Origin of the sequence: Stenotrophomonas sp. SAM-B (assembly GCF_013387485.1) — a bacterium.
GTDB classification, from domain to species: domain Bacteria; phylum Pseudomonadota; class Gammaproteobacteria; order Xanthomonadales; family Xanthomonadaceae; genus Stenotrophomonas; species Stenotrophomonas maltophilia_AA.
Window position 1 is genome coordinate 370,065 of sequence record NZ_JABBXB010000004.1, and the last position, 15,745, is coordinate 385,809.

At 63.2% G+C, this 15,745-nt stretch carries 14 protein-coding genes; 9 read left to right on the forward strand and 5 right to left on the reverse strand.

Annotated elements, in window-relative coordinates; all coding sequences use genetic code 11:
* Window positions 1-9: 9 nt before the first annotated feature.
* From HH110_RS11775 to galE, 5 genes are all read right to left on the reverse strand, one after another.
* Window positions 10-780, reverse strand: a complete 771-nt coding sequence (locus HH110_RS11775; RefSeq protein ID WP_176989836.1) for a class I SAM-dependent methyltransferase — start codon at window positions 778-780, stop codon at window positions 10-12.
* Window positions 781-787: 7 nt separating this feature from the next.
* The gene (locus tag HH110_RS11780; RefSeq protein WP_176989837.1) at window positions 788-1,072 is read right to left on the reverse strand and encodes a DUF4190 domain-containing protein; all 285 of its coding nucleotides are present in this window, start codon (window positions 1,070-1,072) and stop codon (window positions 788-790) included.
* 50 nt (window positions 1,073-1,122) lie between these two features.
* Window positions 1,123-1,908, reverse strand: a complete 786-nt coding sequence (locus HH110_RS11785; protein WP_176989838.1) for an SDR family NAD(P)-dependent oxidoreductase — start codon at window positions 1,906-1,908, stop codon at window positions 1,123-1,125.
* Window positions 1,908-3,440, reverse strand: coding sequence for an aldehyde dehydrogenase family protein (locus HH110_RS11790; RefSeq protein ID WP_176989839.1), 1,533 nt, complete (start codon window positions 3,438-3,440; stop codon window positions 1,908-1,910). Before HH110_RS11790 ends, HH110_RS11785 begins: the two co-directional genes overlap by 1 nt.
* 250 nt (window positions 3,441-3,690) lie before the next feature.
* On the reverse strand, window positions 3,691-4,680 hold the full coding sequence (gene galE / locus HH110_RS11795; RefSeq protein WP_176989840.1) for a UDP-glucose 4-epimerase GalE: 990 nt from the start codon (window positions 4,678-4,680) through the stop codon (window positions 3,691-3,693).
* Between the two features lie 325 nt (window positions 4,681-5,005).
* Between galE and HH110_RS11800 the strand changes: the two genes are divergently transcribed.
* From HH110_RS11800 to HH110_RS11840, 9 genes are all read left to right on the forward strand, one after another.
* Entirely contained in the window at window positions 5,006-6,490 is a 1,485-nt protein-coding gene (locus HH110_RS11800; protein WP_275135806.1) for an undecaprenyl-phosphate glucose phosphotransferase, read from the forward strand.
* A 142-nt stretch (window positions 6,491-6,632) separates the two neighbouring features.
* Window positions 6,633-7,067: a low molecular weight protein-tyrosine-phosphatase gene (locus tag HH110_RS11805; protein WP_137189321.1), complete on the forward strand. Its 435-nt coding sequence runs from the start codon at window positions 6,633-6,635 to the stop codon at window positions 7,065-7,067.
* Window positions 7,068-7,126: 59 nt separating this feature from the next.
* A complete protein-coding gene (locus HH110_RS11810; RefSeq protein ID WP_176989841.1) occupies window positions 7,127-9,340 on the forward strand; it encodes a polysaccharide biosynthesis tyrosine autokinase in 2,214 nt (737 codons plus the stop codon).
* Window positions 9,341-9,531: 191 nt separating this feature from the next.
* Window positions 9,532-10,812 carry an oligosaccharide flippase family protein gene (locus tag HH110_RS11815; protein ID WP_176989842.1) on the forward strand — a complete coding sequence of 427 codons (1,281 nt, stop codon included), beginning with the start codon at window positions 9,532-9,534 and terminating at the stop codon, window positions 10,810-10,812.
* Window positions 10,809-12,197: a Coenzyme F420 hydrogenase/dehydrogenase, beta subunit C-terminal domain gene (locus HH110_RS11820; protein WP_176989843.1), complete on the forward strand. Its 1,389-nt coding sequence runs from the start codon at window positions 10,809-10,811 to the stop codon at window positions 12,195-12,197. Before HH110_RS11815 ends, HH110_RS11820 begins: the two co-directional genes overlap by 4 nt.
* Complete coding sequence (locus tag HH110_RS11825; protein ID WP_176989844.1) at window positions 12,194-13,309, forward strand: polysaccharide pyruvyl transferase family protein; 1,116 nt, start codon at window positions 12,194-12,196, stop codon at window positions 13,307-13,309. Before HH110_RS11820 ends, HH110_RS11825 begins: the two co-directional genes overlap by 4 nt.
* A complete protein-coding gene (locus HH110_RS11830; RefSeq protein ID WP_176989845.1) occupies window positions 13,306-13,950 on the forward strand; it encodes a glycosyltransferase in 645 nt (214 codons plus the stop codon). The genes HH110_RS11825 and HH110_RS11830 overlap by 4 nt, the downstream gene beginning before the upstream one ends.
* On the forward strand, window positions 13,950-14,729 hold the full coding sequence (locus tag HH110_RS11835) for a WecB/TagA/CpsF family glycosyltransferase (protein ID WP_176989846.1): 780 nt from the start codon (window positions 13,950-13,952) through the stop codon (window positions 14,727-14,729). Before HH110_RS11830 ends, HH110_RS11835 begins: the two co-directional genes overlap by 1 nt.
* Window positions 14,726-15,718: a glycosyltransferase gene (locus HH110_RS11840; RefSeq protein WP_176989847.1), complete on the forward strand. Its 993-nt coding sequence runs from the start codon at window positions 14,726-14,728 to the stop codon at window positions 15,716-15,718. The genes HH110_RS11835 and HH110_RS11840 overlap by 4 nt, the downstream gene beginning before the upstream one ends.
* Window positions 15,719-15,745: the final 27 nt, after the last annotated feature.

Consider the following 15,745-nt stretch of genomic DNA (forward strand, 5'->3'; position numbering starts at 1 on the left):
GGCGTTCAATCAGTCCAGCGTGCCGACAAAGGCACGGGTTTGGTATTCAAAGGCGATCTGGCCGTCCACCGCGTGGGCGTCGAACAGCTGTTGCAGTGCGTCCAGCATCGCGGCGTGGCGCGGGTGACCGGCCTGCGGTGCATACGAGGAGGACAGCAGGCGACCGCGCAGGCCGTCGTAGTCCATGCGCTGCACATTCGGCAGCCGGGCCATGCCACGCAGGCCCTCGCCGAACCACGCGCGCATGGTGTCATCGTCCTGATAGCGCTCGGCGACGTCGGTGTAATCGGTGCCGAACTCCAGCAGCAGCTGCTCATAGCCGATCAGGAACGGGGACGCATCGAGCAGGCGCGAGTTCCAGAACACCAGGGCCATGCCCTCGGGCTGCAGGATGCGCGCCCATTCGTGGCGCACCGCGGTGGTGTCGAACCAGTGGAAGGCCTGCGCTGCGGCAACGAGGCCAACGCTGTTGTCGGCCAGGCCGGTGACCTCGGCGGTGCCGTCGGCGACCTTCAGGCGCAGATAGTCCGGCGCGAGCAACTGCTCGGCGGCCTCGCGCATGGCCGCATTCGGTTCCACCGCGATGACCGGGTGGCCGGCGGCCAGGAACAGCCGGGTGGAAATGCCGGTGCCGGCGCCGATATCGGCGACCAGGGTTTCGGTGGGCACACCGATGTCCTGGTGCAGCCAGTCCAGCAAGGCCGGGGGATAGTCGGGACGGTAGCGGACGTAGTCGGCAACCCGACTGCTGAAGCGTTCGGTCGAATCCGAGCGGCTCATGTGCACCTCACGATTGGGTAGCGGCAAACCAGGCCAGTCCGCCGAAGAACAACAGCACCACTACCAGGGCGAGCAGGCTGCCGATCACCACGATCCAGCCCAGGATCAGGCCGGCCAGCGCCATGCCGTCGCCTTCCAGTTCCAGCGGCCGGCGGCGGATCTCGGCACGGGCCAGGTGGCCGGTGACGATCGCCGCGATGCTGCCGATGAAGGGCAGGGCGGTCCAGCCGAGGATGCCCATGATCAGGCTGACCACGGCCATGGCACTCGTTTGTCGGGGCGGAAGGCTCATGCAGGTCCTGGTCGCGGTGGGAAGGTTCGATGATAGGGCCAGCGGCGGGTTTATCCCATCAGGACCTGGCCACCATCGACATTCAAGGTATGCCCGGTGATCCAGCCCGCCAGCGGCGAGCACAGGAACAGCGCGGCGTTGGCGATGGCCGCCGGCTCGCCGAAGCGGCCGAACGGGATCTTCGCCAGCGTGTTTCGATACAGCTCGGGGTCCTGCTCGCGCCGGCGCGCCCACAAGCCATCCTCGAACTCGATCGAGCCGGGGGCGATGGCGTTGACGCGGATGCGGTGCGGCGCCAAGGCCAGCGCCTGCGAGGTGGTGTAGTGCATCAGCGCGGCCTTGGCCGCCGCATACGGCGCGCCACCCGGGCGCGGCTGCTGGGCGGCGATCGAGGCAAGGTTGAGAATGCAGGCATCGCTGGACTGCTGCAGCCAGGGCAGCGCCAGCCGCGAGGCGCGCACGGCCGACATCAGATCGACGTTCAAGCTGGCTTCCCAGCCCGCCTCATCGTCGGTCATGCCGTACCCGGTCGCGTTGTTGACCAGCACGTCGATGCCGCCGAGGGCTTGGGCGGCATCGGCCAGCCAGCGGCCGATGTCGCCCACCCGGGAGAGGTCGGCACTGGCCGTATGCACGGCCAGGCCGAGCGCCCCGGCATCCGCATGCAGCGCGGCCAGACCGGCCTCACCGCGTGCGCAGACCGAGACGCGGGCGCCTGCCGAAGCAAACGCCAGCGCCATCGCGCGCCCGATGCCCTTGCTGCCCCCGGCGATCAGCACCCGGCGCCCGGTAAAGTCCAGGCGCGGGCCGGCCGGCAGGTGGGGCGCGGCGTCCATCACAGGTCGAACTTGATGCCCTGGGCCAGCGGCAGCGAGTCGGAGTAGTTGATGGTGTTGGTCTGGCGGCGCATGTAGACCTTCCAGGCGTCCGAGCCGGACTCACGGCCACCGCCGGTGTCCTTCTCGCCACCGAACGCGCCACCGATCTCGGCACCCGAGGTGCCGATGTTGACGTTGGCGATGCCGCAGTCCGAACCCGCTGCCGAGAGGAAGCGCTCGGCGGTTTTCAGGTTGGTCGTGAAGATCGAGGACGACAGGCCCTGCGGCACGCCGTTCTGCATGTCGATCGCTTCGTCCAGCGTGCTGTACTTCATCACGTACAGGATCGGGGCGAAGGTCTCGTGCTGGACGACCTCGTCGCTGTTCTTCAGGCCGGTGACGATGGCCGGCAACACGAAGTTGCCCGCGCGGTCGATGCGGGTGCCGCCGGTCTGCACGGTGCCGCCGCTGGCCTTGGCCTTCTCGATCGAGGCCAGGAACTGCTCCACTGCGCCTTCGCTGTTGAGCGGGCCCATCAGGTTGGCCGGGTCGGTCGGATCGCCGATCTTGCCTTCGACCTGTTTGTACGCCTTGATCAGCGTGGCCAGCACGTCGTCATGGATGGATTCGTGCACGATCAGGCGGCGCGTGGTGGTGCAGCGCTGGCCGGCGGTACCGACGGCGCCGAACACGATGCCCGGGACCGCCAGCTTCAGGTCGGCGGTTTCATCCAGGATGATCGCGTTGTTGCCACCCAGCTCCAGCAGGCAGCGGCCCAGGCGATGCGCGACCTTCTCGGCGACCTGGCGGCCGACCTGGGTCGAGCCGGTGAAGCTGATCAGCGGCACGCGCTTGTCGGCCACCATCTTTTGCGACAGTTCGGTGCCGGCATCGTTGATCAGGAAGAACAGGTCCGGGAACCCGCCCTCGCGCAGCGCTTCATTGCAGATGCGCATGGAGGCGATCGCGGTCAGCGGGGTCTTGTTGGACGGCTTCCACAGGCAGATATCGCCGCAGATCGTGGCCAGGAAGGAGTTCCAGGCCCACACCGCGACCGGGAAGTTGAACGCGCTGATGATGCCGACCAGGCCCAGCGGCTGGTACTGCTCGTACATCCGGTGGCCCGGGCGTTCGGAATGCATGGTGTAGCCATAGAGCATGCGGCTCTGGCCCACGGCGAAGTCGGCGATGTCGATCATCTCCTGCACTTCGCCATCGCCTTCGGGCTTGCTCTTGCCCATTTCCAGCGCGACCAGCGAGCCCAGGGCATCCTTGTTGGCGCGCAGGGCGTTACCGCACAGGCGCACGGCTTCGCCGCGGCGCGGGGCCGGGGTGGTGCGCCAGACCTTGAAGGCCTCCTGGGCGCGGGCCACGATGGTTTCGTAGTCGGCGTCAGTGGTCGCGTAGACCTGGGCGATGGCTTCGCCGGTGGTCGGGTTCACCGGGGTGATCACACCGGCATCGGTGGCCGAAGACCACTCGCCGTTGCCAAGGTAGGTGCCAGCGTTGGTCGCGTCGAGGCCGAGGGCCTTGAGCAGGTCAGAGGACATGCAAACTCCTGTTGCGTTGCGTTTGTAAGGCGCTGGCCGCTGGCAGGGTGGGGGGGGGCGGCAAGCTGAACCCCGAATGGTAACAGAGGGGAGCAATGCCTCATCTGGCGGTGCGGCGCGGTTCTGGCCCACGCTTTGCTCTCGGGGCAGCCCGGGCCACGAATTCCATGTTCGGTGGATCTCAGAGGGGCCGGCTTCTGCAGCGGCCGCGCCCTGGCTCACGCTTCCGCGGTGGAGGCTCGTCGTGAAGTCAATGCGGGGACCAGCTTGGCTGATCACGGTGCCAGCGCCACGCACTCTCGATGATTGGCGCCAGTTCGGTCCAACGCGGCTCCCAGCCGAGGAGTTCGCGCGCCTTGGCGCTGGATGCCACTAGTGAAGCCGGGTCGCCCGCGCGGCGGGGTGCCATGGTGCACGGGATGGGAGCGCCCGCCACGGCGGCGGCCGCGGCGATGACCTGTTTTACCGAGAAGCCGCGGCCATTGCCGAGGTTGAACGCATGGGCGCCCTCCTGATGCTTCATGAATTCCAACGCCAACGCGTGGGCCTGGGCAAGGTCCTGGACATGCACATAGTCGCGCACGCAGGTGCCGTCGATGGTGTCGTAGTCGCTGCCGAACACCTTCAGCGGCGGCCCCTTGCCCAGGGCGGCACGCAGGACGTTGGGTATCAGGTGCGTTTCGCACGCATGCGCTTCGCCGATCCCGTGCTCGGGCAGGGCGCCGGCAGCGTTGAAGTAGCGCAGGGTCACTGAGCGAAGGCCGTAGGCTGTGGCAGCGTCGGCCAGGAAGCGCTCGGCCATCAGCTTGCTCGCCCCATATGGGTTGATCGGGGTCGTGGGGTGACCTTCGTCGATGACGGCGGTGGCTGGGTGACCGAACACTGCTGCGGTAGATGAGAAAACCAGCTTCTCAACCCCATGGTCACGCATCGCCTCGAGGAGGTTCAGGGTGCCGGTAACGTTGTTGCTGTAATAGCCATAAGGGTCGGCGACTGATTCCCCGACCAGTGACCGCGCACAGAAGTGCATGACCGCGTCGAAGCGTCGGCCGTGGAAGGCCCGCTCGAGTGAAGCCGGATCCATCAGGTCGGCGGTAATCAGTTCGCCCCAGCGAACGGCTGCGCGGTGCCCGGTTGAAAGGTTGTCCAGGACCGTGACCGTGTGGCCATGCTCGGCTAACCATTGGGCCATGTGGCTGCCGATGTAACCGGCGCCGCCGCAGATGAGTACGTCCCGCAAAAGAGCTCTTCCTTGAGTGTGTAGAAGGCGCCGGGCGGTGACCCAGGCGCGGTCGGTTCGTGTGTGGGGGGATGTTAACAGACCCGCTTGCGCGGTCTTCGGGGCCGAGCCCGAGATGATGTGTGTCGTGACGCGGCTCCCGTAGCGGCAGGCGGGTGTGCCAGAAACGGATCCCTGCACGAACCGTGCCTATTCAGGCTGTCGGCGTCGCAAACGGCGAGAAATTTAGTTAGGTTCCCGTCACAATCTGGTTACAATGCTTGATTGTGTGCACGCAAGACGGCCGATACGGAGCCTTTGGCGTCTGCTCGTATCAGGATGCGGAATGAGTGCGGAGAAAAAGGAGCGGTACATGCTACAAGGATCTGTAGAAGAGCTGGCCGGCACGGGTAGTCGCGTTCGAGCGCGCCGCGGCGAGGCTAGAGCCGCGCTGGAGTTGGGCTTGCGTCTGGGCGACTTCCTGGCCGTGCCGGTGGCCGCCATTGCCACTCATTACCTGCGTTATGGATGGGTAGCCCCCACCCATGAGCAGAAGGTTATCTTTGGCGCGGTGTTGCTGAGCGCTATCGTGTGTTTCTCCGTTGCCCCGATGTATCGGAACTGGCGGGCCCGGGGACTACTGGCCGATCTCTGGATCCTGCTCATGGCGTGGACCTCCGTGTTCGCGCTGTTCTCCATGTACGCCATCCTGATCGACGTAGCCGATGCCGTGCCTGCGCCTTGGCTGGTGGGCTGGTTCGTTGCCGGCATGTTGGCCATGACCTGCGTCCGGGTAGTACTCAGGGTGCAGCTGCACCGTCTGCGTGCGCGAGGGCTGGACAGGGAGCGCGTGCTGCTGGTGGGGTTGCGTGCGCCCGCGTTGAAGCTCCATCGGCTGCTTCACGGCAAGCCGGAGCTGGGCAAAGAGGTCGTCGGTTACTTTGCCGGCGCCTACGACATCGCCGGTGGGCGGCGCAGTGGCTGGCCGCATCGCTTGGGCGCGGTGGAGGATCTGCCGGAGTACATGGCCGCCCACGCGGGAGACTTCGATCAGCTGTGGGTGTCCATGCCGATGGGCAGCGCGGTGCAGATCAAGGCGATGCTGAAGAACATCGAGCGGTTCCCGGTGCCCGTCCGGTTGATTCCTGATACCACCGGCCTGGGGGCATTGAATCCGGGTGTGCACGAGGTGGGTGGCGTGCCGATGATCGGCGTCCGCCAAGGCCTGGGGGACCAGAAATTCAAGCTGGGCAAGCGGATCGAGGATCTGTTCGTTGCCAGCATCGCCGTGGTGCTGCTTTCGCCGCTGCTGGCGTTGCTGGCCATCGGGGTCAAGCTGAGCTCGCCGGGGCCGATATTGTTCCGGCAGAAGCGCCACGGGTTGGGTGGAAAAGAGTTCTGGATGCTCAAGTTCCGGTCCATGCGGGTGCATGCAGAACGAGCCGACAAGATTACCCAGGCGACACGCAATGATCCCCGGGTGACGCGTTTTGGTGCATTTCTCCGCCGCTCCAGCCTCGACGAACTGCCCCAGTTCTTCAATGTGCTCGGTGGCAGCATGTCGGTGGTGGGCCCCAGGCCCCACGCCATTCAGCACAATAACCACTATGAGCGGCTGATCGAGCGCTACATGCACCGTCATTACGTCAAGCCGGGGATCACCGGGTGGGCGCAGGTGCACGGCCTGCGCGGCGAAACCCCGGAGCTGCGATCAATGAAGAAGCGGGTTCAGTACGACATTGACTACATCCGCCGCTGGAGCCCCACCCTCGATGCACGGATCATCGCGATGACGGTCTTCAAGGTCTTTGGACAGAAGTCAGCGTATTGAGGCGAGGGACGATTTTAGCGACCTAAGTCAATGATTTGATAAAAAAAACTGTGCCACTGCCTGCATCGTGCGGTAACCTGTGCGACTGGCTGAGTGTTGTACGCACGTCGTGGCCTGCGCGAACTGTTATGGAATCCAGGTAGTGTTCAAAAACATTCTTTTTGTGTGTGTCGGCAACATCTGCCGTAGCCCATCGGCCGAAGTGATGCTGCGCCAAGCCGTCGCAGGCAAGGACATCCAGGTGTCGTCGGCGGGGCTCGGCGCACTGGTCGACCACGGCATAGATGCCACCGCGCAGGAACTGTTGCTGGAACGGGGATTGGACGGTGTGGCGCATCGCGCCCGCCAGATCAATGGTGCGATCCTGGGTTCGGCCGACCTGGTGCTGACCATGGAACGCAAGCACGTCCGGCGCATCGCGGAAATCGCCCCAGAGGCATCCGGCAAGACCTTCCTGCTGGGCAAGTGGCAGCAGGACCGGGAAATTCCCGATCCCTACCGCCAGCAGCGTCCCGCGTTCGAGCACGTGTACAAGCTCATGGCCGAGGGCGTGGAGAGTTGGTCGCGGCATCTTTGATGCGCGCCTCTTGCACCTTCCTTTGTCTCTAAACTCTTTTGCCTTGATGCCTATTCCCCATGACTACTGATTCACGCAATTCCGCACAAGACGACAACGACGAGATTGATCTGCGGCAGCTACTGGGCACGCTGGTGGACTACAAATGGTGGATCATCTCCATCACCCTCGTGTTCTTCCTCGTGTCTGCGGCGTACGCACTGCTGGCAACCCCGATCTACCGCGCCGATGCGATCGTGCAGGTCGAGTCGAAGGTGCCTTCTCTTCCGGGGCTGGCGGATGTAAGCCAGTCGCTGGGCATGAGCGGCGGCGCGGCTGAGGCCTCGACTGAAATTGCGTTGATCACGTCCCGATCGGTTGTCGGCAGTGCCGTTGATGCGCTGAAGCTGGATGTCAGCATTGAGCCGAACCGTTTCCCGCTGATCGGAAATTATTTTGCCCGCAAGGCGGCGGCCAGGGATCCGGACGCATTATCCGACGTGCGCTTTGGAATGCGTCGTTTCGGCTGGGGCGGTGAAAAGCTCGATATCTTCCAGCTTGACGTCCCGCGCGCGCAGTTGGCGCGCCAGATGACGCTCGTTGTCGGGGAGAAGGGGAGCTACGAGCTGTTGGACGACGATGGGGACCGGCTGTTGAAGGGACGTGTCGGTGAGGTTGCGACCGGCGGTGGCGTGAAGATGCAGGTTGCCGTGCTCCGCGCGCATCCGGGCATGCGCTTTGACCTCATGCGGCAGCGCCACCTGACAGTCATCAATGATCTTCAGCGCGATATCGGCGTCAGCGAGTCCGGCAAGGACTCCGGCATCCTCACCCTAGCGTATGAGAGCGCCGATCCCGTACTGGCACAGAGCTTCCTGCAGCAGGTGGCACAGGCTTACGTGCGTCAGAACGTTGAACGCAACTCGGCCGAAGCCTCTGCCCAGCTGGCCTTCGTGAAAGAGCAGCTGCCGAACGTCCGCAGCCAAGTGGATGCTGCACAGAAGGCACTGAGTGCTTACCAGACCAAGGCCAATTCGGTTGACCTTACCCTGCAGACCAAGGGCCTCCTGGACCAGGAGGTCGCGGTCGAGACCAGCATCCAGCAACTCCGCCTGCAGCAGGCCGAGATGGACCGAAAGTTCACCCGTGATCACCCGGCTTACCAGGCATTGATGCGCCAGGTGGGCGAGCTGGAAGGGCGCAAGAGCAATTTCCAGGGCCAGGTGAAGCAGTTGCCTGAAGCCCAGCAGCAATTGCTGCGACTCACCCGCGATCTGCAGGTGAGTAATGAGATGTACACGGGCATGCTCAACCAGGCGCAACAGCTGGATGTGGCGCGCGCAGGCACGGTCGGAAATGTGCGCATCATCGATGCCGCCGAAGTGGATGCAACCACCCCGGTGAAGCCGCGAAAGGCGATTGTGGTGCTGATCGGTACGGCGCTGGGCGCCTTCCTTTCGATTGCCATGGTGCTGCTGAAGCAGTTGCTGAATCGCGGCGTGGAAGACCCGGCGCAGATCGAAGAGCTTGGGCTGCCGGTCTATGCGTCCATCCCAGTCAGCCTGCAACAGCAGGGAGACTCGGTGCGGGGCAAGTTCCGCGCGGATGGGAAGTTGCATCTGCTCGCGGTGAAGGACCCGGCCGACCTTGCCATTGAAGCCGTGCGCAGCCTGCGTACCAGCCTGCATTTCGCACGGCTGGAGGCCAAGAACAACATCGTGCTGATTTCCGGCGCCAGCCCGAATGCGGGCAAGACGTTCGTTTCCTCGAATCTCGCTGCCGTCATCGCACAGGCCGGGCAGCGGGTGCTGGTGATCGACGCCGACATGCGCAAGGGCACCCTGCACAAGGCGCTTGGCACCACGCAGACGCCGGGCCTGTCGGATCTGCTGGTAGGAAAGGCCGAGCGCTCCGAGGTGATCCGCACGCTGCCCGGCCTGGACAACCTGAGCTATATCGCCCGGGGCGACGTGCCGCCAAATCCATCCGAGCTGTTGATGCATGCCAACTTCACGCGCCTGCTGGAAGAGCTTGCCCCGCAGTACGACATCGTCATTGTGGATACGCCGCCGATCCTGGCGGTGACCGATGCGGCGATCATTGCCCACCACGCTGGCACCTGCCTGATGGTGGCCCGTTTCGGGCTGAACCAGGCCAAGGAGCTTGCGCTGGCCAAGCGCCGCTTCGAGCAGAACAACGTCCGCATCAAGGGCGCGATCTTCAACGCAGTGCAGCGCCGCGCAACCGGGTACTACAGCTACGGGTACTACGAGTACAAGTCCACCTCTTCCTGAGGCGATCGCGCGGGAGGCCGGGGTGCGCGCCCGGCCTGACCCACGCTGTTTCCGGCCCCGTTGCTGCGCGAGGGCGTTGCATCGGCGGCGGTCGGTACTGAACCAGGCAACTGCATGTCTGCGCGGCAGTCGCGGCATCCTCTCTGGCAGGGCCTTGCCCCGCACGCATACGCGGTTTGAAGTCATACACAATGAAACGTTCCATCCAGCACGTTTCCGTCATCGGTCTGTTCACCATCGTGGGCGCCGGGCTGACGTTCCTCACCCAGATACTCGCAGCGCGCGTACTGGGGCCGCGGGAGTACGGCATCTTCATGGCGGCGTTCACAACGATCAATATCGTCTCACCGCTGACCGCCTTTGGGCTTCAGGCGTTCTGGCTGAAGGTATTCGGGCGCGAGGGCTGGCATGCCATGCGCTGGATCCGCCCGACGTTCATGTTCTGCGCGTTGAGCACCGTGATCACGATTGTCGGCGTGGCGGCCTGGGCGATAGTCGGGCTGGGCGTTGAAGACCCGACGGCGTGGTGCCTGCTCATCCTGTCCACCAGCCTTCTCTCCGTGGCCAGCATCGAGGTGGTCACCACGCGGTTCCTGCTTGAGGAAAAGCCGGTTCCACTAATGGTCTGGCAGACGTTGCCGCAGGTGGTCAGGTTCCTCGTGGTGGTCGGCGTCCTGTTGGCAGGCCAAGGTCTGGATGCAGTTACCCTGGCGTGGTTGTACGCGCTGGTGGGCGGCCTGCTTGTGCTTGCCGGCATTCCAAACATGGTCGCGCTTGCGACCGGGCGCATGGGCGTGGTGGGGCACGAGCGACCCACCGACCCGGTGGTGCTGGAGCAGCCGGGCATTCTGGCCGTGGCATCGGAGACCTGGGCATTCGGTCTGGGCAACCTGTTCTTCCTGGTCTACTTCCAGAGCAGCATTCTCTTCATCAGCCACCACCTGGGACCCGAGGCTACTGCGACCTTTGGCGTGGCGGTCACCATCCTGGCCGCGCTGTACCTGCTGCCCACCACGATCTACCAGAAGCTGATGATGCCGCGCCTTCACCGCTGGGCATTCCAGGATCGGGCCGCGTTCCGCGCGGCTTATCGTGCCGGCAACAAGTACATGCTCCTTCTAGGGCTTGCCGCGGCGGTCTGTACGGCCCTGCTGGCTCAGTATCTGGTGCCCCTGTTGTTCGGCAAGGAATATGCGAAAGCCGCGTGGGTGCTCATGTGGCTTGCACCGTGCATTCCGATGCGCTTCGTTGCGACCAGTGCCGGTGCGATTCTCAGCACGGGCAACCTGATGCGGGTGAAGATCCGGATCATGGGGCTGGTAGCGGTCTGCAATCTCGTACTGAACCATCTTCTGATCAGCCGGTTTGGCATGCAGGGCGCAATCCAGGCTGCCATTGCGACCGAAGCACTGTTGGTGGGCCTGTACTGCTACACCGCCCACCGTTCATTCAGCAGGAGCGAGTCCGCATGAGCCAGGCAGTTTCACTTGGGCAGATCGTCAAGGGCGGCTACTGCGTTGGCTGCGGCGGTTGCGCAATGGCGGCTAGTGGTGTGCAGATGTCCGTCAACGACGTTGGCATGCCACAACCGTCCCATCCGGCCCTGGAATCATTGTCTGCAGAGACGTGTCCGTTCGGGACCGACAGGAATGAGACGGTCCTGGCCGAGGAGCTGTTCGGGGGGCTGCAGGGCATCTCGCATCATCCTTCGACGGGCTTCTACTCGGATCTGCATGCCGGCCATGCGATCACCGGGCCGCATCGTCTTTCGGGCAGCTCCGGCGGTCTCACCTCGTGGGTGCTTGAAGAACTGCTCACTCGTGGTGAGGTCGATGCGGTCATCCACGTCGGGCGTGGCGCCAGCGACGGCATTTTCGAGTACCTGATTTCCAGTTCAGTGGATGAACTGCGGACGCGGGTCAAGTCGATCTACTACCCCACGGGGTTCCACGAGGTGCTGGAGCAGGTGCGCGCCGATACCACGCGGACGTTCGCCATTACCGGTGTTCCGTGCCATATCAAGGCGCTGCGCCTGGCTGCCGAGACCGATCTGCTGCTGCAGGGGAAACTCAAGTACTTCGTTGGTATTTTCTGCGGTCATCTCAAGTCGCGAGGCTTTGTGGAATCGTTCGGGTGGCAGTTGGGCATTCATCCCGACGCGGTGAGCGATGTGGACTTCCGCGTCAAGGACACGTCCCGCCCGGCCAATGATTACTCGATCGAAGTACGGTCCAATACGAAGGTTGCGCGCACGGAGAACTTCCGCCTGTACGGCTCGGACTGGGGGCTGGGCCTGTTCAAGCCGCTGGCCTGCGATTTCTGTGATGACGTTGCCTGCGAGACCGCCGATGTTGTCATGGGCGATGCATGGCTGCCGGAGTATGTGAACGACAGCCTCGGCACGAACGTGGTGATCGTGCGCCATCCTGTCATCGCAGCGCTGCTCGCGGACGCGAGCGCACGGGGCGAAATCTCGCTTGATCCGATCGACCCCGGCAAGATCCACCAGTCGCAGGCGGCAACCTTCCGTCATCGCAACGAAGGGCTCCAGGTTCGCCTTGCCCATATGGATTCGCGTGGCATCTGGCGTCCCCGCAAACGCGTCCAGGCTGGCGACGGTGGGTTGGAGCCCATGAGAAGGCGTCTTTACGTCACTCGCATGCGCCTTTCCCAGGTCTCCCACCGGGCCCTGAAAGAGGCCAAGCAAGGGGGCTGGCTTGGGTGGTTCTTCCTGCGACTGCTGCCCTACGACGTGCTTTACAACTATCAGAATGGTCAGCTTCTGCGCAGAACGTACCGTACATTGCGGGCCATGCTGCAGTCACTGGTCCTCCGACCCTTGAGGAAGAAATCATGACTCGCCGAATCGGCCTGCTCACCCTCCCGCTGCATTCCAACTACGGCGGTATCGTCCAGGTTGCGGCGCTGTATGCGTTCCTGAGCGAGCAGGGACACCAGCCTATTCTGCTGCGCAAGGAGCATCACAAGGCGGCGTGGAAGTTGGCCGTCATAGCCGCATTGAAGCGCATTCCGGGCCAGAACATAGCCAACTATCGCAGCCAATTCCTGAAGCTGCGCAAGCACGCCGGCTTCATGCGGGCGTTCTTGCCGATCCAGTCCGGGGTCAGTCGTACCCCATCGCAGCTCGCTGCGGAAAGCGCGCGACTTGGTCTGGATGCCGTCATTGTGGGAAGCGACCAGGTGTGGCGGTTGGATTACATCGACGATGGGGCTTACGACGCCTATTTTCTGTCGTTCCTGCAGAATTTGTCTGTGCGACGGATTTCGTATGCCGCTTCGTTTGGTACGGACCAATGGGCCGATGATGGAAAGGTGGCGCAGGTTACACGGCTGCTTGGGGAGTTTGATTCGGTATCGGTCCGTGAAGATTCGGGCGTCGCGCTTTGCGGGCAACGCTTCGCAAGGAAAGATGCGGTGCATGTGCTGGACCCGACGCTGCTGGTCGAGCGGGCGTTCCATGAACGTGTCATCCAGCAGTTGGCGCCCGGAAACAGCGCTGGAGGCTTGTATGCCTATGTGCTTGATCGATCCGCAACGAAGCAGGGCATCATCGACGCCGTCCAGCGGGCGCAGCAGCTGGACACGATGACCCTCGCCGAGCCGGAGACGGATCTGACTGGGTACGTGAATATCGGTCAATGGGCGCGCCGCTTCCGTGACGCCGACTTTGTCGTGACCGATTCCTACCATGGCATGATCTTCTCCATCATCTTCGAAAAGCAGTTTGTCGCCATCGGCAATGCCGGGCGTGGGCTTACGCGCTTCAAATCACTTCTTGCAATGCTCGGCCTTGAAGACAGGTTGTGCGACGCCTCGGCCAGTCCAGCCTTCGGGGCGGTTGAGCTTGAACCGATCGACTACCAACGTGTGAATCAGCGTGTCGCGGAGCTTCGGGAGCACTCGAAGGCGTTTCTGCTTGGGGCGCTAGCAAAGGAGCCCGTATCGTGATTCCAAAGACCATCCACTACTGTTGGTTCGGAGGCAATGCGTTGCCGCCGCTGTACAGCCGATGCATCGATACATGGGCGGAGAAGCTGCCGGGCTATCGCATCGTGCGTTGGGATGAGTCGTCCACGCAGTTCGACACCCCCTTCCTGCAGCACTGCCTGAAGAAGAAACAGTGGGCCTTTTTGTCGGACTATATCCGGCTGCGCGCCATCGCCGACGAGGGTGGCATCTACCTTGATGCAGATATTGAGGTTGTGAAGTCGTTTGATCCACTTCTGGGCCATGGCTGCTTCCTGGGTCTGGAAGCACCTGGCCGGCCCACCACCGGCGTCATCGGATCCGTCCCGGGGCACTGGTTGCCTCGTGAGTGCATGCGGCTGATAGATGAGCGCTTTGCTGCCCGAAAGCCGTACCTGATCGCCCCTGAAGTGGCGATGGCGTCGGTTGCTACCGGTGATCCTTCGACAGTTTCGATCCTGTCAGAAGAGCACTTCTATCCCTACAACCCCTACGATGCCAGTCGCCCGGTCAAGGAACTAATGTTCTCGAGCATCACCGAGAACACGTACGCAATTCACCACTGGGGCAAGTCGTGGCGCCAGGGCTTTGCGTCCCGCGCGCTGAAGAAGCTGGGGTTCTGATGGTGGACACCACTGAAGCGATGGCAGCGCTGCAGCGACTGACTGCCCTGCTCGGGCGGCGGCACGATGACTGGCGTGCGTTCAAGATCCCCAGCGATCGCGCATTGTTGGTTAGCTTCATTAATCCTCATGCGGTCCGCATGACGATCGATCGGCCTGGCTACGTGGCTGATCTGGCCGAAATGGATGTACTGCTTCCAGATGGAAACCTGCTCGCATCCAGTGCAAGCCGGCAACTTGGCCGCGTCATCGTCCGTGAGTCCTTCGACGGTAACTCCATGGCCCCGGAAGTGTTCGCTTTCTGCCGCACGCATGCGCTCAAGATTGCACTGGTGGGAGGTGTGCATGGTGTCGCTGAAAGAGCGGCGGGGGTCTTTGCCACTGAGTTTGACGCGGAGGTTGTGTATGCGCGTTCGGGCTTCTTCACCGGCGAGGGCGAGGTCCAAGCGTGCTACGACAGGCTGCGGGCGTTGAACGTAGATGTTGTGATCTGTGGCATGGGCGCGCCTCACCAAGAGCGTTTTCTTCTTGGCCTGAAGGACTCCGGGTGGAAGGGTCTCGGATTCACGTGTGGAGGGTATCTGGATCAGGCCCTTGATGGCGGAGTGAAGTACTATCCGGAATGGGTGAACCGGCTCAATCTGCGTGCCCCCTACCGGCTGTGCCGTGAGCCCGGCCGTCTCTGGCGCCGCTACCTCGTCGAATACCTTCCCTTTGTTGTCGCGGATCTTCGCCTGCGCCTGGCGCGCGGCCCCGCGCTCCCCGGCGCCGAACCGTGAGCGTGTTGTCCATTGTTGTCCCCGTTTACAACGGTGAGGCATATCTCAACACGTTCGTCGACTCGGTGGCGCCGCTGCTTACCACCGGCCAGGTCCAGCTCCTGTTCGTAAACGACGGGTCCACGGATCAGACCGGTAGCCTGTTGAATGAGATGGCGCTCCATCAGCCCTCCATCGCGGTGCTGCATGTCCCCAATGGAGGCCAGGGCAGGGCTAAGAACATCGGTGCGAGGGCCGCTGTCGGGAAATTCCTGTGGTTTGTCGACGTCGATGACCTTGTTATCGTGACATCTGGCCCTGCATTTCTTCTGCAGTTCGCGGAAGACACCGACCTGGTGCTGGTTGGCTACGAGCGTGTGGATGTCGACTCGGGGCGCGCCCTAGGCCAGTACCTGCCCGCCACGCCCGGTATCGACGGCACGCAGGAGAAGATTGCGCGATTCGATGTCTATGGCCATAGCGCCTGGAACAAGATTGTCCGGCGCGAGCTGTATCTTCAGACCGGGCATGCGTTCCTGGAAGGTGTGATCCATGAGGATCTCGCGGTCGTGCCGCTTTGGCTGTCCCGCGCGAGGAAGATTACGTTTGACCGGCAGGTTCGCTATAGATATGGGGTGCGTGCATCGTCGAGCATCCACGGAAACTTCAGCCGCCACCCTGACCTGATCGTGGCACTGTCGCATCTGATGGCCAATGTCGACCAGGATGATGCTCGCATCGGTCCTTCGGTCATCAAAGAGCTGTTCTTCTACTCCTTGCCGCGCTATGCAGGTGGCTTGGGCAAGGGATGCTCCTGGGCGAGCTACATGCAGTGCTACAGGGATTCGATGACCATGTACCGTCGAATTCCGGCGGCGCGTCGCTCCAGGTTCACCGCCCAGTTTTCCCGGGCGTCCAGAATCTACATAGGTGCCACCGCGGCAGGCTGCTTCTTCCTGCCGCTGGCCGTTTCCCTGGCAAAGAGGGTGCGTGATGCGCGCAATGCCTGACTGCTCCAGCGCGGGCCTGTTTCAATG